Here is a 21,669-nt window from a genome sequence, read left to right on the forward strand (position 1 = left end):
CTTGTCCTGATTTAAAGTTAATCCACTATACAACGTGAAGGCAATATCGGCGTCAATCTATTCAGATGTTCAAAAAGGGTTTGACTGCCGCCTAATCTGTTGCATCTTTGCAAAAGGTCGTCTGAAAACTTTCAGACGACCTTTGGGTTTTATTTGCAGGTTTTCATGTTCAGGCTGCCGTAGCGTCCGACGATGTTGCGGATTTCTTGTGCGTCTTTTTCATCGACCGACATGAAGATGACGGTCATGCGGGAGACGCTGAGGGTGCTGTCGGCGGCGTTGCCTTTGTCGTCTTGTTCGACGATGCGTGCGCCGCCGAAACCTGCTGCGGACAGGCGCGAGATGAGGACTTGGGCGGAGGAGCGGCTTTTCATGACGCCGAGGCTGATTTCGCCGTTGTGAAGCGTGCCGTTGAAGCCTTTGTTGCCGAGGGCTTCGAGGCGGTTCATGGCTTCGCTGTCGGCGGGCAGTACGACGCGGAAGGTTTTGGCGGCCTGGTCTTTGGATGCGCCGCGTTTTTCTACGGTGCGGCTGGCAGCATGCGGCCAGCGGGTCAGCAGGCCTTTGATGCGGTGGTAGTCGTCTTCATCCAGGGTAACGCTGGCGTTAGACGTACATTGGCGGGCGGCGGATGCGTTTTTGGCGGCGGGATTTTCGTTGGCGGCAGCATTCGGATTGGTGTTTTCGGCGGCGGCTTTTTCTTTTTCGCGGCGGGCTTTTTCTTCACGTTCTTTTTTTTCTTTTTCGCGGCGCGCCTGTTCCTCTTCTTCTTTTTTCTTGCGTTCGGCTATGGCTTCTTCGGATTCGGGTTCGGGCAGGTCGGCTTGTGTTTCGTCGGTTTGCAGCCAGTCGGGTTGCACGTTGTCGGCAGGCGCGGGGGCTTGCTGCGGGCGCAGGGATTCGGGTTGGGCGAGTTCGTGGGCGCCGCCTTCTACGGGCGCGGCGTTGGGGGATTTGGCGTTGTTGAGGCGGTGCGTAATCATGCCGCCGAAGACGATGATGTTGAGTGCCACGAGGGCGGCGAAAAGCCATTTCATGAGTTGTTTTCCTTTTTTGTGTTCGGGTGCCGTTGTGGTGTGCGGACGATTTTGTGTTGTTATTTTGTGGCGGATCGGCTGTAAAGCCAACCGGCTCAAGTGTTTTGTTTGGAGGTCGTCTGAAAAGCGGTATGGGCGTTTCAGACGACCTTTTGAATATGTATTACAGTATTGCTGCTTATTCGGGCAGTTTGTCGGTCTGTTCCTGCTCTTGCGCGACCCAGTTCAATAAGCCGTAAATGACGAGATTATCTACAATTTTTACTGTATTGTCCAAAACAAACTGCTTGGGCAGGGCGTTGACGACTTTGCTTGCGCCGCCGCCGGTGATGATGACGTCAACGGGTTTGCCTTCACCCGTTTTTTGTTGCAGCCGCCCGTGCATCATGATGACGGCTCCGCAAACGGCATCCATCATGCCGCTGGTGATGGCGTTGGGCGTGGTGGTGGGGAAGGGGTACACTTTGCCGGCGGGGCGGTCGAGGTTGGCGGTTTTGGCGGCGAGGGCTTCTTTCATGAGGTGGAAGCCGGGCATGATGGTGCCGCCGAGATAGTGGTTGTCTTCGGTGAGGGCGTCGGTGGTTACGGCGGTACCGCAGCTGACGACGACGCAGGCGTTTTGGCTGAAACGGCGGCTGCCCAAGGCGTTGAACCAGCGGTCGGAGCCGTGTTCGGCGGGGTTGCGGTAGTGGTTGCGGATGCCGAGTGCCTGCGGCATGGAGGGCAGCCAGCGGACAGGCGCGGTTAGGTGGGCTTCGACGAGGGCTTTTTTGAGGTCGCCGCACACGGCGCAGCCGACGATGCGGGTGCGGTCGTCTGAACGCTCTGCCCATTCTTCGCCGAGCCTGCTCAAGTCGCGGTAGGGCGCGCGGGTAACTTCGTTGAACACGCCGTTTTCCACCCATGCCCATTTGAGCTGGCTGTTGCCGCCGTCGAGCAGGAGCAGGCGTTCGGGCGCACGCGGCGCGGCGGCGCGGGGCGTGTCGTCGGGGCGTAGGCTGATTTCGCCACTGACGACGGTTTGTTCGCCTGCGGCTGTCATCAGGTGCAACGCGCCTTGCGCATCGACGCTGAGTACGGTGCCTTCGTTTACGGTTTGCCCGTCGCGCAGGAGGAGGACGGGTTTGCCGTGGTCGCGGTGGGCGGTTTGGTATTCGTCGAGGAAGGGGGCGAACCCGTTTTGCGCGTATTGCGTCAGGACGGCATCGAGTTCGCCCAAGAGTTTGTCCAATAGCGTTGAGACGGGGATGCAGTGTACGGAAGCCGCGCCGCGGGCAAGCTGCATATTGTGGAATAAGGCTTGGACAGAGGCGGCGTTTTCAACTTCTTTGGGCAGGACGAAATTGATGCCTATGCCGATGACGGCGGCAGTTTTGCCTTCGTTGCGGACGGTTTCGATCAGGATGCCGCCGAGTTTGTCCCTGCCGGCGACCAAATCGTTCGGCCACTTGATTTGTATGTCCAAACCCGATGCGGCTAAAGCGCGGCGGCAGGCGAGTGCGACGGCGGGTGCGAGCGAGCCGAGTTCGTGCTGCGGTTTGTCGAATACCCAGCCGAAGCTAAACATCAGGCATTCGCCCAGCCGGTGTGTCCACTTGCGTCCCTGTCGCCCGCGGCCTTTGGTTTGCAGATGCGCGACGCAGAGCGATTTATGGGCTTGTTCGGGCGAAGTGCGCGCCAGATTCAGGATTTCGTCATTGCTGGACGTGCATTCGTGTTTTAAGGTCGTCTGAAAACCGCGTTCCGCGCCCAAACGCTGCAAGGCTTCTTCGTCAAACACGGCAAGCGGGCGCACGAGCCGCCATTGCCCGTCGTGCTGGCGCAGCAGTCCGCGGATGTGCGCGGGCATCTGTTGCCAAAAGCCGTTAAGCTGGTGTGGTTTCACGCCTGCGATACGCGCCAGATGGGAAACGTGCTGCGGCAGACCGTCGGCAAGTTCCGCCAAAACCCGACTGTGCGGCAGTTTCAGCGCGGTCATTTGCCGCCCTCGGCTGCGCGGATTTTTTCCAGCGTTTTCGTGGTGGAAGTTTGGTGCAGGAACGGAATGGAAAACACTTTGCCGCCGCGTGCCAGCGTTTCTTGCGCACCGACGATTTTTTCGACCGGCCAGTCGCCGCCCTTAATCAGGATGTCCGGTTTGATTTGCTCGATCAACTCGGCGGGCGTGTCTTCGTCAAACCAAGTAACCAAATCCACGCTTGCCAATGCCGCCGCCACCGCCGCGCGGTTTTCCAGCGGATTGACGGGGCGGTCATCCCCTTTGCCCAAACGGCGCACGGACGCATCCGTGTTCAAAGCCAACACCAACGCCGCCCCCGCCGACCGAGCCTGCGCCAGATAGGTAACATGCCCCCTGTGCAGAATATCGAAACAGCCGTTGGTGAACACCAGCGGGCGGGGCAGTTCGTGCAAACGCTGCGCCAATTCTTCGGGCGGGCAGATTTTGCGTTCGAAATCGGGGAGGGACCAGTCAGACATAATCGGGATTCCGTTGGGGATAAACAGACAGGCGGTATGATACCGAAGCGGGCGGAAAAGGTAAATTTGATAGGGAGGGGAAAGGGGGCGTCTGAAAAGGCGGGTTTGGACAAAATTGCGATTTTTATAGTGGATTAACTTTAAACCAGTACGGCGTTGCCTCGCCTTAGCTCAAAGAGAACGATTCTCTAAGGTGCTTAAAGCACCAAGTGAATCGGTTCCGTACTATCTGTACTATCTGCGGCTTCATCGCCTTGTCCTGATGTACTATCTGCGGCTTCGTCGCCTTGTCCTGATTTAAAGTTAATCCACTATAAGTGATGAATGGGCTGAGACCTTTGCAAAATTCCCCAAATCCCCTAAATGTCCGAGTAGGAATTTTGCACAGGTCCTGAACTGTCCGAACCTATTTTCGACAGGCATTTTTTATTTTAAAACAGCAGGTTGTTTTTCAGTAAGGTATTTCCAATAGCGTTGCGGCATTTGTTGGCGGTGCAACTTGGGATTGCGTCGGGATGGAATATTGCTGCTGTTGAAATAGTCCTGCCACAAGGCTTGGTAACTGCGTTCGTTTGGGGCATACGATGTTTGGATGCGGTCGGCTTCAAGCCCGTTGATTGCGTGCAGGCCGTTTGGGTCGCTTAAGATGCCGTAATGGCGCTGCATATCGAATATCGCCCATTGCTGTTGCGGATAACGGTTGCGGAAATGGCGTGTAATCAAAGGCAACACGTCGTATTGAGGTTCGATACGCGCGAGATACAGACCGTCTGACAGCTCTTCAAAACGGACAAACGCTTCCATCCGGTGTTTTTCATGTCCGACGGTTTTCACCCATTGCACCCATTGCATCACATCGTAAAGACCGTAATCGCAGAGCACGTTTTTGCGCATCGGGCGGGCAAGCATCAGGCTGACGATGCGCAGAAAAGTGTCGGGCATCTCAGGCAGGGCGATTAAAAAACCATACAGCAGTTTGACCATACCGCTGCGCCCGATTTGTTGTTCGAGCCGTTTGAAAACGCGCTGGGCGCGTTCGGGGGAGGTGGTAACGGTTTCGCTGCGGCTGAATAAATCCGTATCCTGCGCATCATGGGTAATATGCACGTCTTCAGGAGCGTATTTGCAGGCGTAAACATGAAACACGGTGCTCAGCAGTCCGTCGAAGCTGCCGTCGTAGTGCAAAGTGATTTGCATAATGTTGACCTTTTCGTTATCAGCCGAACAAATCGGTTTGCACGGCATCGCTTTGGCTGAATTTGGAGCGTGTGTTTTGTAAAAGCAGGCCGCGCAATTGCGGGCTGTCGATTAGGTCGGCGTAGCGGTTGGGTTCGGGAAGTGTGATGAAATAGCGTGCGCGGTTTAGCGCCACGCCCATTTTGCTCAGTTGTGCCATGGTGATTATGCGGAATCGGCGCGCCTGCACGATTTTGCGGGCGGACTTCACGCCGATGCCGGGCACGCGCAAGATGACTTCAAGCGGCGCGTGTTGCAGCGGCACGGGAAACCATTCGCGGTGGCGCAGCGCCCAAGCGAGCTTGGGGTCGAAATCCAAGTCTAGGAAAGGTTGCTGGTCGTCTAAGATTTCATGATCGGAAAAGCCGTAAAAACGCATCAGCCAATCTGCCTGATAGAGCCGGTTTTCGCGCCGCAGCGGCACTTGTGTCGATAAAGGCGGCAGGCGTTTGTCTTCCAATACCGGTACATAGCCCGAGTAATACACGCGTTTGAGACCGTAAGGGCGGTAAAACCCGCCGGCGGCGCGGATGATTTGGCGGTCAGTTTCGCCTGCCGCGCCGATAATAAACTGTGTGCTTTGCCCTGCTGGGGCGAACTTGGGCGTGGATTTGATGGTTTTGCGGCTGTCGGCAAAGGCGGTGATTTCGTTGCGGACAAACGCCATCGGCTGCGTCATATCGCTGTGGTTTTTTTCGGGCGCGAGCAGCTTGAGGCCGGAAACGGTGGGAATTTCCATGTTGACGCTGAGGCGGTCGGCATACAGCCCGGCTTCGTGCAGAATTTCGGCAGACGCTTTGGGAATGGTTTTGAGGTGGATGTAGCCGTGGAATCCGTGTTCTTCGCGCAGTTTTTTAGCGATCCGAACCAAGCGTTCCATGGTGTAATCGGCGTTTTTGAAGATGCCGGAACTTAAAAACAGCCCTTCGATATAGTTGCGGCGGTAAAAGCTCATGGTCAAATCCACCACTTCATCGACCGTAAACGCCGCGCGCGGGATGTCGTTGCTGCGGCGGGAAGCGCAATAAGCGCAGTCGTAGATGCAGTGGTTGGTCAGCAGGATTTTCAGCAGCGATACACAGCGGCCGTCTTCGGTGAAACTGTGGCAGATGCCCGCGCGCGAAGAGTTGCCCAAGCCTTGCCCGTCGTTGCCGCGCGAACCGCCGCTCGACGAGCAGGAAACATCATATTTGGCGGCATCGGCTAAAATTTCGAGTTTTCGGCTGATTTTTTGATAATCCATGGCTGAATTTTTATTAAGTTAAATAATATTTTTTATTATAATTGTTAGATTTTATTTAGTCAGCTAAATTTTTTCTTAGTCCGTGAGGAGTGATTCAGACAGGTATGATGCCTAGCGGATTTGGATTTGGATTTGGATTTGAAGTGGAACTTTCCCTAATAGAAAAGACCAGTATGCGATAGCATACGACCGTTTTCTGCAAGAAAGACTGCTATAAGCTACACAAAAAGGTACATAGGGAATCATCCGGCAATGCTTCCCTAAACAAACCGATTTCTGAAACATGGGTGTTCGGGGGAGACGCGGGGTTCAAGATGAGGTGAACCGCCGACCAAGAAAAAACACTTGGTTACGAAACGCCAAGTGTTTGTTGTACTTGAAATCAGAATCTAAGGTCGTCTGAAAACGGCTTGGACATACCCAAGATTTGAAGGTGTTTTAACCTTGTTTCAGGTTTTCAGACGACTTTTCGTTCAGATATTCAGACGATGGGTTTAATCGTCGTCGTAATCATAGTAATCATCGTCCCAGTCGCGGTAGTGTTTGCGATGATGTTTGTGTTTGTATTTCTTTTTGTAGTGCGTATCGCGGTAGTACGAATCGCCGTAGTCGTAACCATAGCGGTCGTAGTTGTAGTCATAGTAACGAGAGTCGCGGTAACGGCGGTCGCGCAAGGAGATATCGCTGTCTTTTTGGTTCATTTTCTTATTGTGGTAGGCGTAGGCGTTGCCTGCCAAACCGCCTGCCACTGCGCCGATGAGCACACTTTGTCCGTCGTTGCCCAGCAGACCGCCCAAGGCTGCGCCTGCCGCTGCGCCGGCGAGAGTGGCTTTTTTCTGATTTGCCGTGCCTCGTGCTTCCGCATTGATGGCGGGGAGGGAGAGGCTGGCGGCGAGCAATACCGCCATAAGTGGTTTCATGGTCATGGTTTCTTCCTTTCGTGAAACACGGCAGGTGCCGGAGTTATTTTCATTATAATCAGCCCTTTGTTTACCTTCGCCCGCCTGTGGAAAATTAGCGTAAACAAATGTTGCTTTTGTGCGGTACGGTTACTCGGCTGATAGATGGAAAGCCTTGTCTGTCTTGGATTTGGCGGTAACCAAACGCCCCGAAGCCGGTATGCGGTTTCGGGGCGTTTGGGTTTCAGACGACCTGTGCGGTGTCTGCAACACTTATTTGAAAAAGCCTATTCTTCAGGCAGCCGCCATACGGACAGAATGAATCCGCCCCAGATGACGACGAGTGCGATAATCATCATGATGATGGCTGAAGTACTCATTCTTTGTCTCCTTGTTCATGTTCGTGTTCGTCTTTGACGTTGAAGTTTTGACCATGTTTCCAAGGCAGAAGCGACAGCAACACGGCGATGACAATCAGACCGATCGACATGCCCCAGCCGAAGATATTGAGGAAATCGCTGGGATATTTTGAGTAGTTTTCTTTAAGCAGGCCGATTGTGTCTTGGTACAACATATAGCCGAGCATGGCGACGGTAAAGATGACGCAGGCAGTCCAAATCGCGCCGACGCGGACGGAGGAGAGCGCGTTCAGATGGTTGCGCAGCTCGGGCAGTTTGCGCAGGGCAATGATGGCCAAAACATAGACGAAGCCGGCGGCGACGATGCCGTAGGTGTTGACGAATTTGTCCAATACGTCCAAAACGGGCAGGCCGGTGGTCGTGCCGAAGAGCAGGGTGGAGATAATGCCCATCGGAATGCAGACAAGCAGGGTAGCGTTGACGCGGCCGATGTTCAATTTGTCCTGAATGGCGGCAACGATGACCTCGACAATGGAAATCATCGAGGTAATGCCTGCGAATACCAGCGAACCGAAGAACAATACGCCGATCAGCGCGCCCATTGGAGCTTGGTTGATGATGGTCGGGAAGGCGATGAAAGCCAAACCGATGCCGCTGGAAGCAACTTGACTGACGGCTTGTCCATTGGCTTGTGCTATAAAGCCCAGCGCGGCGAATACGCCGATACCGGCGAGCAATTCAAAGCTGCTGTTGGCAAAGCCGACAACCAAGCCGGTACCGCCCAAGTCGGTTTTTTTCTTCAGGTAGGAAGAGTAAGTCACCATGATGCCGAAGCAGATGGAGAGCGAGAAGAAAATCTGACCGTATGCGGCAACCCAGACTCTAGGATCGGAAAGTTTCGACCAGTCGGGCGTAAACAGCGCGTCCAAGCCCTTAGCCGCGCCCGGCAGCGTCAGCGAGATGCCGACCATGATGATGAACATAATCAACAGCAGCGGCATGAAAAACGAAGATGCGCCTGCCACGCCTTTTTGTACGCCCAAAGCCATGATGATGCAGGTAAACAGCCATACGCCGATCAGCGGGCCGACGACTTTGCCGACAAAATCCAAGCCCAAAGCTTCAGGACCTGCCATGTTCAAAAAGTCTTTAAAGAAAAACGCCTGAGGATCCGCGCCCCATGCGGCGTTCAGCGAGTAGTAGGCATAGCTTGCCGACCAGCCGATGATGACTGCGTAGTAGATACAGATGATGACGTTGGTCATCACGTTCCACCAGCCCACAGGCTCGAACCAGCGGCCGAGTCGGCGGAAAGCTAGCGGAGCGGAGCCGCGGTAGCGGTGGCCGATGGCGTAGTCGAGCAGCAGCAGCGGGATGCCGGCGGTCAAGAGCGCGACCAGATAGGGGAGAAGAAATGCGCCGCCGCCGTTTTCGAAGGCGATGTAGGGGAAACGCCAAATGTTGCCCAAGCCGACGGCAGAGCCGATAGCGGCAACCATAAACGCGCGGCGGTTGCTAAACGTCGCGCGTTCGTTTGTTTTGGAATCAGACACGTTGATACCTCTTGCTTTGATGTGGTATGAAAACAGCCGCTTGGCGGCTTACGGTTATAGAAATGAGGTCTGACAGGGGTAATGTCGTCTGAAAAAACAGTCGGCTTGTGGCCTTTGTTTACAATCTATGGCTGTATCGTAAAAAAATTTAACAGGATTGGCAAGTGGGAAAAACGGATTTTTAGCTGTATTTCAGGCAGTTTGGTGAAGATACGGGAGTATGGGGCGTCAGAAAACAGGATTTAAGGTTTTTCAGACGACCCTTCTTTTGAAGAGGAGCATCCATCGTTCTTGGATGTAAAAAATTAATAACGTTATCAAGTATTTATTTTGTTTAAAAATATATTTTTTAATTTATTTAGATTATAATGATATCGTTTTACATTTGTATTCGGTAGAAAGTAATCTTTTTAACAAGTTGTATTTCCTATAACCCTCTGATTTTCATCGAAAGGAATCTTCATGAAAAGTTTTGGCAGCACTTTGTTTATCCTAGGTCTTTTAGCGTTCGGTTTGAATTATATGAATGCTGTGCCGAAAGTTTTAGCATGGATTTATAACTGGGGAGAAGATACTGCAATGTGGATTAAAGCCGGTGTTACCGGTGGCGGCGCTTTGATTTGGCTGCTGGGTCATTTTGCCGAAAAAGGTGCACAAGAAGAATTGGAAGACGACGAGTAAAGTGAGTGTCAATGCTGTGGTCGTTGTCGATATACAATGATGCGGCGCTTTCAAAACGAATGATAAAAGGTCGTCTGAAACGGGTTTGGCTTAGTTTGCCAAGCTTGTTTCAGACGACCTTTTGGTTTGTCAGCGCACGCTGAATACTGCGGTTTTATTTTTTCATCGCATCAGTCAAGGCTTTGACGTTGTAGCGATACATGCCGATGTAAGTATTGGCAGGTGCGCCGCCGAGTGCGTCGGAGTAGAGCTTGCCGCTGACGTTGACGCCGGTTTCTTTGGCGATGCGGTCAACCATGCGCGTGTCTTTGATGTTTTCGGTGAACACGGCTTTGATGCCTTCGCGTTTGATTTGGCGGATGATGGAAGCCACTTGTTTGGCGGACGGTTCGGCTTCGCTGCTCACGCCTTGTGGGGCGATGAACTCGATATTGTAGCGTTTGCCCATGTAGGAGAAGGCATCGTGTCCGGTCAGGACTTTGCGCTTGGCAGCGGGAACGGCGTTAAACGCAGCTTGAGCGTCGCTGTGCAGTTTTTTCAGCTGTACTTGGTAGTTGCCCAAGCGTTGTTGGTAATAGGCTTTGCCTTCGGGGTCAGCCTGAATCAGGGCGTTGGCGACGTTTTGGGCGTAGGTCGTCATCAGGACGGGGTCGGTCCAAACGTGCGGGTCAAATTCACCGTGGTCGTGGTGGTGGCCTTCGTGACCGTGGTCATGATGATGACCGCCTTCTTCGGCTTTAAGCGCCTGTATGCCTTTGGTCGCTTCAGCAAAAGGAACTTTGCTTTGTTTGACGGCGCGCTGAACATCGGCCGCTTCCAAACCCAAGCCGTTGAGCAGGACTAATTTGGCACCGCGGATTTTTTTGATGTCGCCGCTGGCCATGTGATAGGCGTGGCTGTCTTGGTTGGCACCGACCAAATTTTGTACGGCAACACGGTCGCCGCCGATTTGTTTGGTAACGTCGCCCAAAATGCTGAAGCTGGTGACGACGTTCATCGGTGCTGCGTAAACTGCGCCGGACATTAATGCAGCGATGACGCCGAGTTTCCAATGTTTCATGTTTTTCTCTCTCTCCAGTTGATATAACGTAACATCTTTTTATTTTAAAACAGTAGGACGGAATCTTCAAGCCGCCCTCAGTTGAGAGCGCGCTTTGTACCTTGAAAACGGTAGGTTTGAGGAAGAGGGCGGGGTTTTATTAATTTGTTATGAAATCGGATATGGAATTGTATTCGTTGATTTTTAAGATAAAAGAGAAGGAATGGCGAAGAATGTTTGTTGTGTGATGTAGCGGGTTGTGAGCTGGATATTATCTTTTCCAAATAAATAAAATCAGAAAAGCGCAGGTTTTCCCTTTTTTGAGGAAATTCAAAAACCAATATTAAATTCTTAAACTCAAAACAAAATTAAAATATAAATTTCCCAATTTGATTAATTGCGAAACAAAATATGATTTTTCGATTTTGAGATAAAAATAAGCAGATGTAATTAAACAGGTTTTGTTTGATAAAATGTTAATTACATCACACTACAAATTTGTTATAATAATGCCCGAATTAGTTTACAACCCCACCTTACATCCAAAAAGGAAGAAAACATGGGCATTAAAGTTGCCATTAACGGATATGGCCGCATCGGCCGCCAAGTATTACGCGCTATCTACGATTACAACCTGCAAGACCAACTTGAAGTTGTCGCCGTCAACGCCAGCGGCAGTCTCGAAACCAACGCCCATCTGACCAAATTCGATACCGTTCACGGTCGCTTTAATGCCGACATTTCCCACGACGCAACCCATCTCATCATCAACGGCCGCAAAATCCCATTTTTCTCCACCCGCAACCCCGCCGAACTGCCATGGAAGGATTTGGAAGTTGATTTGGTCATGGAATGTACGGGCGCGTTTACCAGCAAATCCAAAGCCAACGTGCATTTGGAAAGCGGCGCGAAAAAAGTGCTGATTTCCGCGCCGGGTGAGGCTGACGTTGACGCAACGGTCGTTTACGGCGTGAACGATGATGTGATTACCGACGACATGACCGTTGTTTCCAACGCTTCCTGCACCACCAACTGCCTCTCTCCCGTTGCCAAAGTGCTGAACGAAAACATCGGCATCGTCAAAGGCGTGATGACCACCATCCACGCTTTAACCAACGACCAAACCGTTACCGACGTGCGCCATAAAGACTTGCGCCGCGCCCGCAGCGGTGTGGAAAACATGATTCCGACCAAAACTGGTGCGGCAAAAGCCGTCGGTTTGGTATTGCCTGAACTGAAAGGCAAACTCGACGGCCTCGCCATCCGCGTGCCGACCGTCAATGTTTCTGTCGTCGATTTGAGCTTCCAAGCCGCACGCGATACCAGCGTCGAAGAAATCAACGCGCTGATGAAGGCCGCTGCGGAAGAAGGTCGTCTGAAAGGCGTATTGAGCTACAACACGCTGCCGCTGGTGTCTATGGACTTCAACCATACCACCCAAGCCAGCACCTTTGATGCAACGCTGACTAAAGTCATCGACGGCAATATGGTCAAAGTGTTCGCTTGGTACGACAACGAGTGGGGCTTCAGCTGCCAAATGCTGAACACCGCTCGCCGTATGTTCGGTTTGGAAGTGCGCCCGTTTGAATAAGACGGATTGGCGAAGATGCTGAAAGGTCGTCTGAAACGTTTTCAGACGACCTTTTTTAATCCATTACAGTTTCACCGAATGCTCGCGCGTTTCGTGGAACACGATGTCCGGCCAGCGTTCTTGCGTGAGTCCTAAATTTACGCGGTTGGGGGCGAGGTAGGCGAGGTTGCCGCCTGCGTCTATCGCCAGATTACCCGCGTTGGCTCTTTCAAACTCCGCCAGCTTTTTCTTGTCTTCGCACGATACCCAGCGCGCCGACCAGATGGATGCGCTGTCGAACACGGCTTCCACGCCGTATTCGTTGGCCAGCCGCGAGGTAACGACTTCAAACTGCAACACCCCGACCGCGCCCAAAATCAAATCTGCGCCGCTCATCGGTTTGAAGACTTGAACCGCGCCTTCTTCGCCGAGTTGTTGCAAACCTTTTTGCAGTTGCTTGATTTTCAGCGGGTTTTTGATGCGGACGCTGCGGAACAGTTCGGGCGCGAAGAAGGGGATGCCGGTGAACGCCAGTTGTTCGCCTTCAGAAAAGCTGTCGCCGATTTGGATGTTGCCGTGGTTCGGGATGCCGATGATGTCGCCCGCGTAGGCTTCTTCCACCAGCTCGCGGTCGTGCGACATGAACGTGACCACGCTGGACGCGGCGATTTCGCGGTTGATACGCAGGTGTTTCATCTTCATGCCGCGCTCGAATTTGCCGGAGCAGACGCGCAAGAAGGCGATGCGGTCGCGGTGTTTCGGGTCCATATTGGCTTGGATTTTAAAGATAAATCCGGAAAATTTCGGCTCGTCCGGCTCGACCATGCGTACAGTCGCGTCGCGCGGTTTCGGTGCGGGTGCCCAGTCGATCAACGAATTGAGGATTTCTTGAATACCGAAGTTGTTAATTGCCGAACCGAAGAACACGGGCGTGAGTTCGCCGGCGAGGAATTCGTCGAGATTGAACTCGTTGGAGGCCGCCTGCACCAATTCGATTTCGTCGCGCAGCTGCTGGATTTCCAGCGGAAAGCGTTGTTCCAGTTCGGGATTATCGATGCCTTTGATGATGTCGAACTCATGTGGCAGACGTTCGCCGCCTGCGTCGAAGAGATAGATTTCATCGTTCAGGATGTGGTACACGCCTTTGAAGTTTTTGCCCATGCCGATCGGCCAAGTAACGGGCGCGCAGCGGATTTTCAAAATGTTTTCCACTTCGTCCAGCAATTCCAAAGAATCGCGCACTTCGCGGTCGTATTTGTTCATGAACGTGACAATCGGCGTATTGCGTAGGCGGCAGACGTTCAAAAGTTTGATGGTTTGCGCTTCCACACCTTTTGCCGCGTCAATGACCATCAGCGCGCTGTCCACGGCGGTCAAAACACGGTAGGTGTCTTCGGAGAAATCTTGGTGTCCCGGCGTGTCCAAGAGGTTGACGGTGTGGTCTTTGTAGTCGAACTGCATCACGCTTGATGCCACGGAAATGCCGCGCTGCTTCTCGATTTCCATCCAGTCGGAGGTGGCGAATTTGCCGGTTTTCTTGCCTTTTACCGTACCCGCGCTCTGAATCGCGCCTGAAAACAGCAACAGCTTTTCGGTCAGCGTGGTTTTACCCGCGTCGGGGTGGGAGATGATGGCAAACGTGCGGCGGCGGCGCACTTGGTCGAGGATTTCTTGGGACATGGGCTTTCTTTGCAAAAAGGTTCAGGCCGCTTTTCCGACGGCCTGAGAAAGGATTGAGATGGCGGGGATTGTACAAAAAAACATTAATCGGTTCAATGATTAGGGGATAAAAAAGGTCGTCTGAAAATTTTCAGACGACCTTTTCACGATTGGGGATTAAGCCTTGTCGTGGAATTCGTGGAATTCATATTGGTAGGACAAGTCTTTGCCTGCTTTTTTCTGCGCCAGATAATCGTCGTAAACGGCGCGGATTTCTTTGCGCAGGAGGAATAGGGCGATTAAGTTGGGGATGACCATAAAGCCGTTGAACATATCGGACAGGCTCCAAACCAAATCGACCTTACCCAGCGTACCCAACACGATAGCCAGCAGCACGAGCGCGCGGTAGATGCCCAAGTGTTTCCCTCTGAAGAGGAAGCGGATGTTGGACTCGCCGAAGTAGTACCAGCCGATGATGGTGGTGAAGGCGAAGAAGGTCAGGCAGACGGCGAGCAGTTGCGAACCGAAGCCGGGGAAGGCTTTGCTGAAGGCGAATTGGGTCACCGCCGCGCCTTGTTCGCCGGAAAGGTTGGCATCGGTCAGGAGGATAATCAGTGCGGTGGCGGTACAGACCAAGATGGTGTCGATGAAGACGCCGATAAATGCCGCCAAGCCTTGTTGAACGGGGTGGTTCACGTCGGCGGTTGCGTGCGCGTGCGGCGTCGAACCCATACCTGCTTCGTTGGAAAACAGTCCGCGTGCCACGCCGTAACGGACGGCTTCGCGCATACCGATACCCGCTGCGCCGCCTAATACGGCTTCGGGGTTGAAGGCGGCGGTAAAGATGTGGTTGAACATCGGTATGATGTGGTCGGAGAATTTGAACAGGATAACGACCGCGCACAAAATATAGATAATCGCCATAAACGGCACGACGAATTGGGCGATGTTGGCGATACGGTTTACGCCGCCGACGATGATCATGCCCGCGAGGACGGCGAGGGTGATGCCCACTGCCAATGCCGGTACGTTAAAGGCGATGGTAACGGAGGAGGCGATGGAGTTCGCCTGTGTGGCGTTGCCGATAAAGCCCAGCGCGATAATCAGGGCGATGGAGAAAAAGCCCGATAAGAAACGCGCCGCGCCGCGCCCGATTTTCGGGGTCAGGCCGTGTGTGATGTAGAACGCGGGGCCGCCGATGTATTTGCCGTGGCTGACGACGCGGTATTTTTGCGCGAGCAGGGCTTCGGCAAAAATCGTGGACATCCCCAAAACGGCGGAAAGCCACATCCAAAAAATCGCGCCCGGCCCGCCTGCGGTAATGGCGGTTGCCACGCCGGCGACGTTGCCCGTACCGATTTGCGCGGAGACGGCGACGGCGAGCGCTTGGAATTGCGACAAAGATTTATCGTCTTTGTCTTTTTTGGAAAACAAACCGCCGAAAACGGATTTGAACCCCGCCCCCAATTTGGTAATCTGCGGCGCGCCTAGATAGAGTGTGAAAAACAGGCCGATGCCCAAAAGGGCGTAAATCAGCATGTAATCCCACAGAATCATATTGACTGCGCCCACCAGTGCAGACAATTTTTCTTCCATAATTACAAACCTTATATTGAAAAATGAACAGATGACGGCATTCTGCGGCGGTTACTCCGTTGAATGCCGTTGTGTTGGACGTCGCGGCGAGCAGGCCGGTTTCGTCCGTTTCGCCCCAAGTTGTCAACAATCCTGAAGCAGATCTGCATGATACCGTAAACCTTTTGTGAGGCAAACGAAAAAAAGGATCAGGTTTGGGCAAAGACAAGATTTTTGCGTTTTTTCGGGCGCAGGCAGCGTTTTCAGACGACCCTTTGGCAGGATGCGGGGTCGTCTGAAATATTTTAGGTATATTCAACCTATGTTAAAATGCGCCCTTTGAAAATGAGCAAGAGCCCGCCGGATAAGGCGGAAAATCGAAAGGATTTATCATGGCAGGTCACAGTAAGTGGGCGAATATCCAGCATAAAAAAGCCCGTCAAGATGCCAAACGCGGCAAAATCTTCACCCGTTTAATTAAAGAAATCACCGTTGCAGCCCGCATGGGCGGCGGCGACCCCGGCGCCAACCCGCGCCTGCGCCTGGCTTTGGAAAAAGCCGCCGAAAACAATATGCCCAAAGACAACGTACAACGCGCCATCGACAAAGGTACGGGCAATTTGGAAGGCGTGGAATACATCGAATTGCGCTACGAAGGCTACGGCATCGGCGGCGCAGCGTTGATGGTGGACTGCCTGACCGACAACAAAACCCGCACTGTCGCCGACGTGCGCCATGCGTTCACCAAAAACGGCGGCAACTTGGGTACCGACGGCTGCGTAGCGTTCAACTTCGTGCATCAAGGTTATTTGGTGTTCGAACCCGGCGTTGACGAAGACGCGCTGATGGAAGCCGCTTTGGAAGCCGGTGCGGAAGACGTGATTGCCAACGACGACGGCTCCATCGAAGTCATCACCGCCCCGAACGACTGGGCGGGCGTAAAAGCAGCATTGGAAGCCGCGGGCTATAAATCCGTTGACGGCGACGTTACCATGCGCGCCCAAAACGAAACCGAACTCTCCGGCGAAGACGCCGTCAAAATGCAGAAACTGATTGATGCTTTGGAAGATTTGGACGACGTACAGGACGTTTACACCTCCGCCGTTTTGAATCTGGATTAATCGGAAAGATTGAAAGCAGACCTGATGGGTCTGCTTTTTTTTGCGTCTGGGATTTTAGGCGGTTTGCTGGAATCTCCAATGGCTCGTGGGCATAGCCCACGCTACATAGCCTGTTGACAACACTTACGCCGTAGCCGTAGCGTGGACTTTGTCCACGAAAACAATAGGCACAGAGGTCGTCTGAAAACTCGATGTAGGTTTTCAGACGACCTTTTATGTTTGGACTACATATCGGTTTTGGTGTGCGTTGTATCCGTAGCGTGGGTTCTACCCACGAAGATAATTGATGGACAGGTCGTCTGAAATCTTGATTGGTTCGTGGGCATAGCCCACGCTACATAGCTACGGGGTTTGCAGATAACACAAATGCCGTAGCGTAGCGTGAACTTTGTCCACGAAAACGATAGACACAAAAAGGTCGTCTGAAAAACTCAAAAATCGGATTTTCAGACGACCTTTTATGTTTAAACTGCCTATCGGTTTTGGCTGGCGCGGTAGAAGGCGATGAGGCCGTTGGTGGAACTGTCGTGCTGCGGGTTGCCGCGGTCGAGTTCGGGTTCGATGGTTTTGGCGAGTTCTTTGCCGTATTCGACGCCCCATTGGTCGAAGGGGTTGATGCCCCAAACCGCGCCTTGGACGAAGGTGCGGTGTTCGTATGCCGCCATGAGCATGCCGAGGCGGCGGGGATCGGTGGCGCTGAGGAGGAGGCTGTTGCTCGGGCGGTTGCCGGGGAATTCTTTTTGCGGGGCGAGGTGTTCGCGTTCGGCTTCGGGCAGGTCGGCAAGTTCGGTGCGGGCTTCTTCGAGGGTTTTGCCTTTCATCAGGGCTTCTGCTTGGGCGAAGGCGTTGGCGACGGTAAAGCGGTGTTGGCGGTTGATGCCGTAGGCGGTGGTCATGGGGACGATGAAGTCGCAGGGGATGAGCCGTGTGCCTTGGTGGAGGAGTTGGAAATAGGCGTGCTGGCAGTTGACGCCTTCTTCGCCGAAGACGATGCCGCCTGTGGTATGGGGGACGGGACTGCCGTCGGCGGTGCGGTTTTTGCCGAGGCTTTCCATGTCGAGCTGGTTGAGCCACGAGGGGAGGTGGCGCAGGTTGTGGCTGTATGGGACGGCGGTTTGTCCGTCGGCGTGCTGGAAGTTGTTGTACCAGATGCTGATGAGCGCCATGAGGACGGGGATGTTGCGGCGGTAGGGGGTTTGGAAGAAGTGGGTGTCCATGGCGTGTGCGCCGGCGAGGAGTTCGCGGAAGCGATCTGTGCCGACGGTGACCATGACGGGCAGGCCGATGGTTGACCAGACGGAATAGCGTCCGCCGACCCAGTCGAACATGGCGAAGACGTTGTCGGGCGCGATGCCGAAGTTTCGGGCGGCGGCAACGTCGGAGGAAATGGCGCAGAAGTGGCGGTAGATGCCGGATTCGGGCAAACCTGCATCACGATACCAGGCGCGGGCGGCGTAGGCGTTGAGCAGGGTTTCGGGCGTGCGGAAGGATTTGCTGGCAATGCTGAATACGGTGGTTTCGGGTTTGAGGTGGGCGAGTGTGCGGCTGATATCGGCGTCGTCTGAATTGCTGACGAAGTGGACGCGGATGTTTTGGCGGTAGGCTTTGAGGGCTTCTACGCACATTCTGGGGCCGAGGTCGGAGCCGCCTATACCGATGTGGACGAAGTCGGTGATGGGTTTGTCGGTGATGCCCCTGTGGCTGCCGTTGTTGAGTGATTCGGCGAAGGCGAGGGCGCGGTCGAGTTCGCGGTGGATTTTGGGGAGGATGTTTTCGCCGTCAACGTAAACGGGCGCGGCGTCGGGCGGCAGGCGCAAGGCGGTATGGAGGACGGCGCGGTGTTCGCTGAGGTTGATTTTTTCGCCGTTTTGCATGGCGTGCATTTGTCCGGCTAGGGGCGAGGCTTCGGCAAGGAGGCACAAGAGTTGCAAAGTGTCTTCGCCGAGGCGGTTTTTGCTGTAATCGAAGAGGAGGCCGTCGAGGGTTTCGTGCATATTGCCGAAGCGGTCGGGTTCGGCGGCGAAGCGGTCGCGCAGGTGGAGGTGTTGTGTGTCGAGCCGGTGTTGTTCAAGGGCTTGCCATGCTTCGGTAAATGCGGTCATCGGGTTTCCTTCGGAATTGGGTTCGCCCCGCTCATTCGGGGGATGTGATTCAGTTATAGATTGTCGTTGTGGTGATTGGTTCGATAGGGTGAATATTTATAGCGGATTAACTTTAAACCAGTACGGCGTTGCCTCGCCTTAGCTCAAAGAGAACGATTCTCTAAGGTGCTTAAAGCACCAAGTGAATCGGTTCCGTACTATCTGTACTATCTGCGGCTTTGTCGCCTTGTCCTGATTTAAAGTTAATCCACTATATGTAGTCGTATGTAGTTTAACAAAGGGGCGCGGGTTTGGCGAATACGGGGAGTCGGCTTGGTTAAGAATTGTATGCAATATGCAATTTATATGATTGATTTTTATCAAAGTTCTGTAAATTTTTCGGTATGACACCGATGTCAGGTGTGATATGCTTCGTAATCAAATGGAACAGGGATGAGGCGGGAGTCGTAAGATGGCTACAATTTATGATGTTGCTGCTTATGCGGGCGTCTCACCCAAAACGGTCAGCCGCGTCATCAACGGCGATGCGCCGGTCAGCGATAAAACCCGTGCAAAAGTCGAAACTGCGATTGCGGCTTTGGGTTATATCCCGTCTTCGGCGGCGCGGGTGATGCGGTCGAACCGTTCGGACTTGGTCGGACTGATTACCGGCGCCATCTCGCGTACGGGCGAATACGGCGGGGTACACGGTCTGCCGGATATGTTTTTAATCAAAGGCATCCAGCAGAAAATCCGCGAAGCGGGCAAAACGCTGATGATTGCGGATACGGACAACCGCTACGAGCAAATCGACCCTTTGGTCAGGACGTTTATGGAACACCGCGCGGAAGGCATTTTGTATGTAACCGAGTCGCACCGCGAAATCGTCCTGCCCGAAATGCCCAACCGCTGCCCGATGGTTTTGGTCAACTGCTTCGATGCGGCGGGTACGCCGTCGGTTTTGCCGGACGACGAGCGCGGGCAATACGATTTGGTACGCAACATCATCCGTCACGGACACCGCCGTATCGCTTACATTACTTTGCAGGCGGGCGCAGAAGCGACGCGGCTGCGTTTGGCGGGCTACCGACGCGCTTTGGACGAAGCAGACATGGTGTTCGATCCCGACTTGGTGCAAACCGGTATCACCGACTTTGCCAACGGCAGCGAACCTTTGATTGCGGCAGTGTTGAAACTATTGTCGCTTGCCGACCCGCCGACGGTCATTTGCTGCGGTAACGACGAAATGGCGGTCCGCGTTTACGGCATTTTGAGGACGCGCGGCGTACGCGTTCCGGAGCAGGTATCGGTGGCAGGTTACGACAACCACAGCGCGATTGCCGAAACCCTGTTCCCGCCGTTGACCAGCACCGAGCTGCCCTATATGCGCATGGGCGCGCTGGCGGCGGAAATCCTGTTCGACATTATCGATACCAAAGAAACCGTCCGTCCGCCCGTTCGGGTTGTCGGAGAAACGATTTGGCGGCAGTCGGTTACGGCATTGAAGTAAAACATTCTTTCAGACGACGTCTGCTTCATGAGGCAGACACAATACGACAATAAAAGGTCGTCTGAAAACACAAACAACGCATCACTCTACCTATTTGCAACGTATCAATACGATACGCCAAAGAATAAAGAAAGCGGCCCAACCGCTTCAACTATGCAGTGTTTCCCGCAGTTTGTTGTTCCATGTTTTCTTCTTATAAAGTCCAGGAGTCGCTTCAAAATGAAGATTTCCCCACAAGTATCCCTGACGCTTCGCCAGATTATGCTGATGAACTTCGGCTTCTTCGGTATTCAATACAGCTTCGGTTTGCAGCAAACCGCCATCAACCCAATTTTCAGTTTCTTACAAGCTGACCCCGCGCAACTGCCTTACCTCAATATGGCAGGACCGATTACCGGTCTGCTGGTGCAGCCGCTTATCGGCGCCATGAGTGACCGTACATGGATCCCCGGTCTCGGCCGCCGCCGCCCGTATTTCCTGATTGGTGCCATCGGTTGCAGCTTGTGTCTGTTTTTCTATCCGCACGTTACCGCATTGTGGGTTGCCGTATTGCTGCTGTGGCTCTTGGACATCAGCAACAATACCGCCATGGAACCCTTCCGCGCCTTTATCGCCGATACCGTCCCCGAACGCCAACAATCTACCGGTTTCCTGATGCAGTCCGTGTTTACTGGTCTAGGCATTACCCTTGCCAACGTGTCGCTCTATATTTTCAAACAAATCGGCTGGTTGCAACAAACCTCTGAAGCAGGCATCCCCTACTGGGTATTCGGCTCGTTCTATATTGGCGCCGTCTGCTCCATCGGCTCGGTGTTGGTAACCGTATTGTCCACGCCCGAACATGAGCCGCCTCCTGAAGAGCTGGCAGCGATTAAAGCCCAATCCGGCGGCCCTGTTGAAGCGGTTAAAGAAATTTACCATGCCATCAAAGATATGCCGAAACCCTTGTGGCAGCTCGCCTCGGTTTACCTCTTCCAATGGTACGCACTCTTCATCTACTGGCAATACATCTCCCACAGTATCGCCAAATCTGTCTGGGATGCTACCTCTGCCAACAAAGTCGCTTATGAGGAGGCAGTGGCATGGACTGGTTTGGTCAACGGTTTTTATAACGTCGTGACCTTCATTTCCGCCTTCGGACTGATGTGGATGGCGCGTAAATACGCCGCCAAATACGTCCACGCCTTTGCCGTTACCCTTGCCGCACTTGCCCTTTTGACCATTCCGCATATCACCAATCAATACCTGATGTTTGCCCCAATGATCGGCTTCGGTATCGGCTGGGCAAGTATGATGGGCGTGCCGTTTATGATTGTCGTGCATTCCATCCCGAAAGAACGCTACGGCGTGTATATGGGCATCGTCAACATGATGATTGTGATCCCGATGCTGATCCAAACCCTTACCTTCAGCAAAGTCTATGAGAACTTGCTTGGCGCCAACCCGGGACACGCCATGACTTTTGCCGGTGTCTTCCTTCTCATCGCCGCCGTGTTGACGCTGAACATCAAAACGTCAAACAAACCTTATGGCGTAGAATCGGCAAGCTGATTCAGGCATTTGCCAAGGGGTCGTCTGAAAACCGGAATTAAGGTTTGAACTGTCCCCCAAATCTTGGACACTCATAA

17 protein-coding genes are annotated in these 21,669 nt (G+C 53.4%); 5 read left to right on the plus strand and 12 right to left on the minus strand.

The genetic code is table 11. From position 1 onward, the window contains the following. Positions 1-149 precede the first annotated feature (149 nt). The 8 genes from HMPREF2572_RS04495 to HMPREF2572_RS04525 form a co-directional block, all read right to left on the minus strand. Positions 150-1,037, minus strand: coding sequence for a cell division protein (locus HMPREF2572_RS04495; RefSeq protein WP_070496426.1), 888 nt, complete (start codon positions 1,035-1,037; stop codon positions 150-152). 178 nt (positions 1,038-1,215) lie between these two features. After that, a complete protein-coding gene (locus tag HMPREF2572_RS04500; RefSeq protein WP_070496427.1) occupies positions 1,216-3,015 on the minus strand; it encodes a bifunctional biotin--[acetyl-CoA-carboxylase] ligase/type III pantothenate kinase in 1,800 nt (599 codons plus the stop codon). Next, the gene (gene rfaE2 / locus HMPREF2572_RS04505; RefSeq protein ID WP_029609501.1) at positions 3,012-3,518 is read right to left on the minus strand and encodes a D-glycero-beta-D-manno-heptose 1-phosphate adenylyltransferase; all 507 of its coding nucleotides are present in this window, start codon (positions 3,516-3,518) and stop codon (positions 3,012-3,014) included. The genes HMPREF2572_RS04500 and rfaE2 overlap by 4 nt, the downstream gene beginning before the upstream one ends. A gap of 423 nt (positions 3,519-3,941) precedes the next feature. Continuing rightward, positions 3,942-4,712 carry a TIGR03915 family putative DNA repair protein gene (locus HMPREF2572_RS04510; RefSeq protein ID WP_083294148.1) on the minus strand — a complete coding sequence of 257 codons (771 nt, stop codon included), beginning with the start codon at positions 4,710-4,712 and terminating at the stop codon, positions 3,942-3,944. A 19-nt stretch (positions 4,713-4,731) separates the two neighbouring features. After that, positions 4,732-5,994, minus strand: a complete 1,263-nt coding sequence (locus HMPREF2572_RS04515) for a putative DNA modification/repair radical SAM protein (protein ID WP_070496429.1) — start codon at positions 5,992-5,994, stop codon at positions 4,732-4,734. 494 nt (positions 5,995-6,488) lie between these two features. Continuing rightward, positions 6,489-6,920 carry a glycine zipper domain-containing protein gene (locus HMPREF2572_RS04520; protein WP_070496430.1) on the minus strand — a complete coding sequence of 144 codons (432 nt, stop codon included), beginning with the start codon at positions 6,918-6,920 and terminating at the stop codon, positions 6,489-6,491. A gap of 260 nt (positions 6,921-7,180) precedes the next feature. Continuing rightward, complete coding sequence (locus HMPREF2572_RS13210; protein WP_016687493.1) at positions 7,181-7,273, minus strand: methionine/alanine import family NSS transporter small subunit; 93 nt, start codon at positions 7,271-7,273, stop codon at positions 7,181-7,183. Then, the gene (locus HMPREF2572_RS04525) at positions 7,270-8,805 is read right to left on the minus strand and encodes a sodium-dependent transporter (protein WP_070496431.1); all 1,536 of its coding nucleotides are present in this window, start codon (positions 8,803-8,805) and stop codon (positions 7,270-7,272) included. The genes HMPREF2572_RS13210 and HMPREF2572_RS04525 overlap by 4 nt, the downstream gene beginning before the upstream one ends. Positions 8,806-9,267: 462 nt before the next feature. Here HMPREF2572_RS04525 and HMPREF2572_RS04530 point away from each other — a divergent pair, with 462 nt between their 5' ends. After that, positions 9,268-9,486 (plus strand): cell division protein, encoded by a 219-nt coding sequence (locus tag HMPREF2572_RS04530; protein ID WP_070496432.1) that lies wholly within the window; start codon positions 9,268-9,270, stop codon positions 9,484-9,486. A 154-nt stretch (positions 9,487-9,640) separates the two neighbouring features. Here the strand turns inward: HMPREF2572_RS04530 and HMPREF2572_RS04535 are convergent, their stop codons facing one another. Continuing rightward, positions 9,641-10,546: a metal ABC transporter solute-binding protein, Zn/Mn family gene (locus HMPREF2572_RS04535; protein WP_070496433.1), complete on the minus strand. Its 906-nt coding sequence runs from the start codon at positions 10,544-10,546 to the stop codon at positions 9,641-9,643. Positions 10,547-11,084: 538 nt separating this feature from the next. Between HMPREF2572_RS04535 and gap the strand changes: the two genes are divergently transcribed. Further along, positions 11,085-12,116, plus strand: coding sequence for a type I glyceraldehyde-3-phosphate dehydrogenase (gene gap, locus HMPREF2572_RS04540; protein WP_003743523.1), 1,032 nt, complete (start codon positions 11,085-11,087; stop codon positions 12,114-12,116). A 63-nt stretch (positions 12,117-12,179) separates the two neighbouring features. Here the strand turns inward: gap and HMPREF2572_RS04545 are convergent, their stop codons facing one another. Further along, on the minus strand, positions 12,180-13,775 hold the full coding sequence (locus HMPREF2572_RS04545) for a peptide chain release factor 3 (protein WP_070496434.1): 1,596 nt from the start codon (positions 13,773-13,775) through the stop codon (positions 12,180-12,182). A 156-nt stretch (positions 13,776-13,931) separates the two neighbouring features. Continuing rightward, on the minus strand, positions 13,932-15,350 hold the full coding sequence (locus HMPREF2572_RS04550) for an alanine/glycine:cation symporter family protein (RefSeq protein WP_070496435.1): 1,419 nt from the start codon (positions 15,348-15,350) through the stop codon (positions 13,932-13,934). 371 nt (positions 15,351-15,721) lie between these two features. Between HMPREF2572_RS04550 and HMPREF2572_RS04555 the strand changes: the two genes are divergently transcribed. Further along, complete coding sequence (locus HMPREF2572_RS04555) at positions 15,722-16,450, plus strand: YebC/PmpR family DNA-binding transcriptional regulator (protein WP_003776493.1); 729 nt, start codon at positions 15,722-15,724, stop codon at positions 16,448-16,450. Positions 16,451-16,923: 473 nt separating this feature from the next. Here HMPREF2572_RS04555 and pgi read toward each other — a convergent pair whose 3' ends face one another. Further along, positions 16,924-18,552, minus strand: coding sequence for a glucose-6-phosphate isomerase (pgi, locus tag HMPREF2572_RS04560; RefSeq protein WP_070496436.1), 1,629 nt, complete (start codon positions 18,550-18,552; stop codon positions 16,924-16,926). Between the two features lie 451 nt (positions 18,553-19,003). Here pgi and HMPREF2572_RS04565 point away from each other — a divergent pair, with 451 nt between their 5' ends. After that, positions 19,004-20,041 carry a LacI family DNA-binding transcriptional regulator gene (locus HMPREF2572_RS04565; RefSeq protein ID WP_070496437.1) on the plus strand — a complete coding sequence of 346 codons (1,038 nt, stop codon included), beginning with the start codon at positions 19,004-19,006 and terminating at the stop codon, positions 20,039-20,041. 219 nt (positions 20,042-20,260) lie between these two features. Further along, positions 20,261-21,592, plus strand: a complete 1,332-nt coding sequence (locus tag HMPREF2572_RS04570; protein ID WP_070496438.1) for an MFS transporter — start codon at positions 20,261-20,263, stop codon at positions 21,590-21,592. Positions 21,593-21,669: the final 77 nt, after the last annotated feature.

The sequence above is a fragment of the Neisseria sp. HMSC064E01 genome, from assembly GCF_001808875.1.
Lineage (GTDB): Bacteria > Pseudomonadota > Gammaproteobacteria > Burkholderiales > Neisseriaceae > Neisseria > Neisseria sicca_A.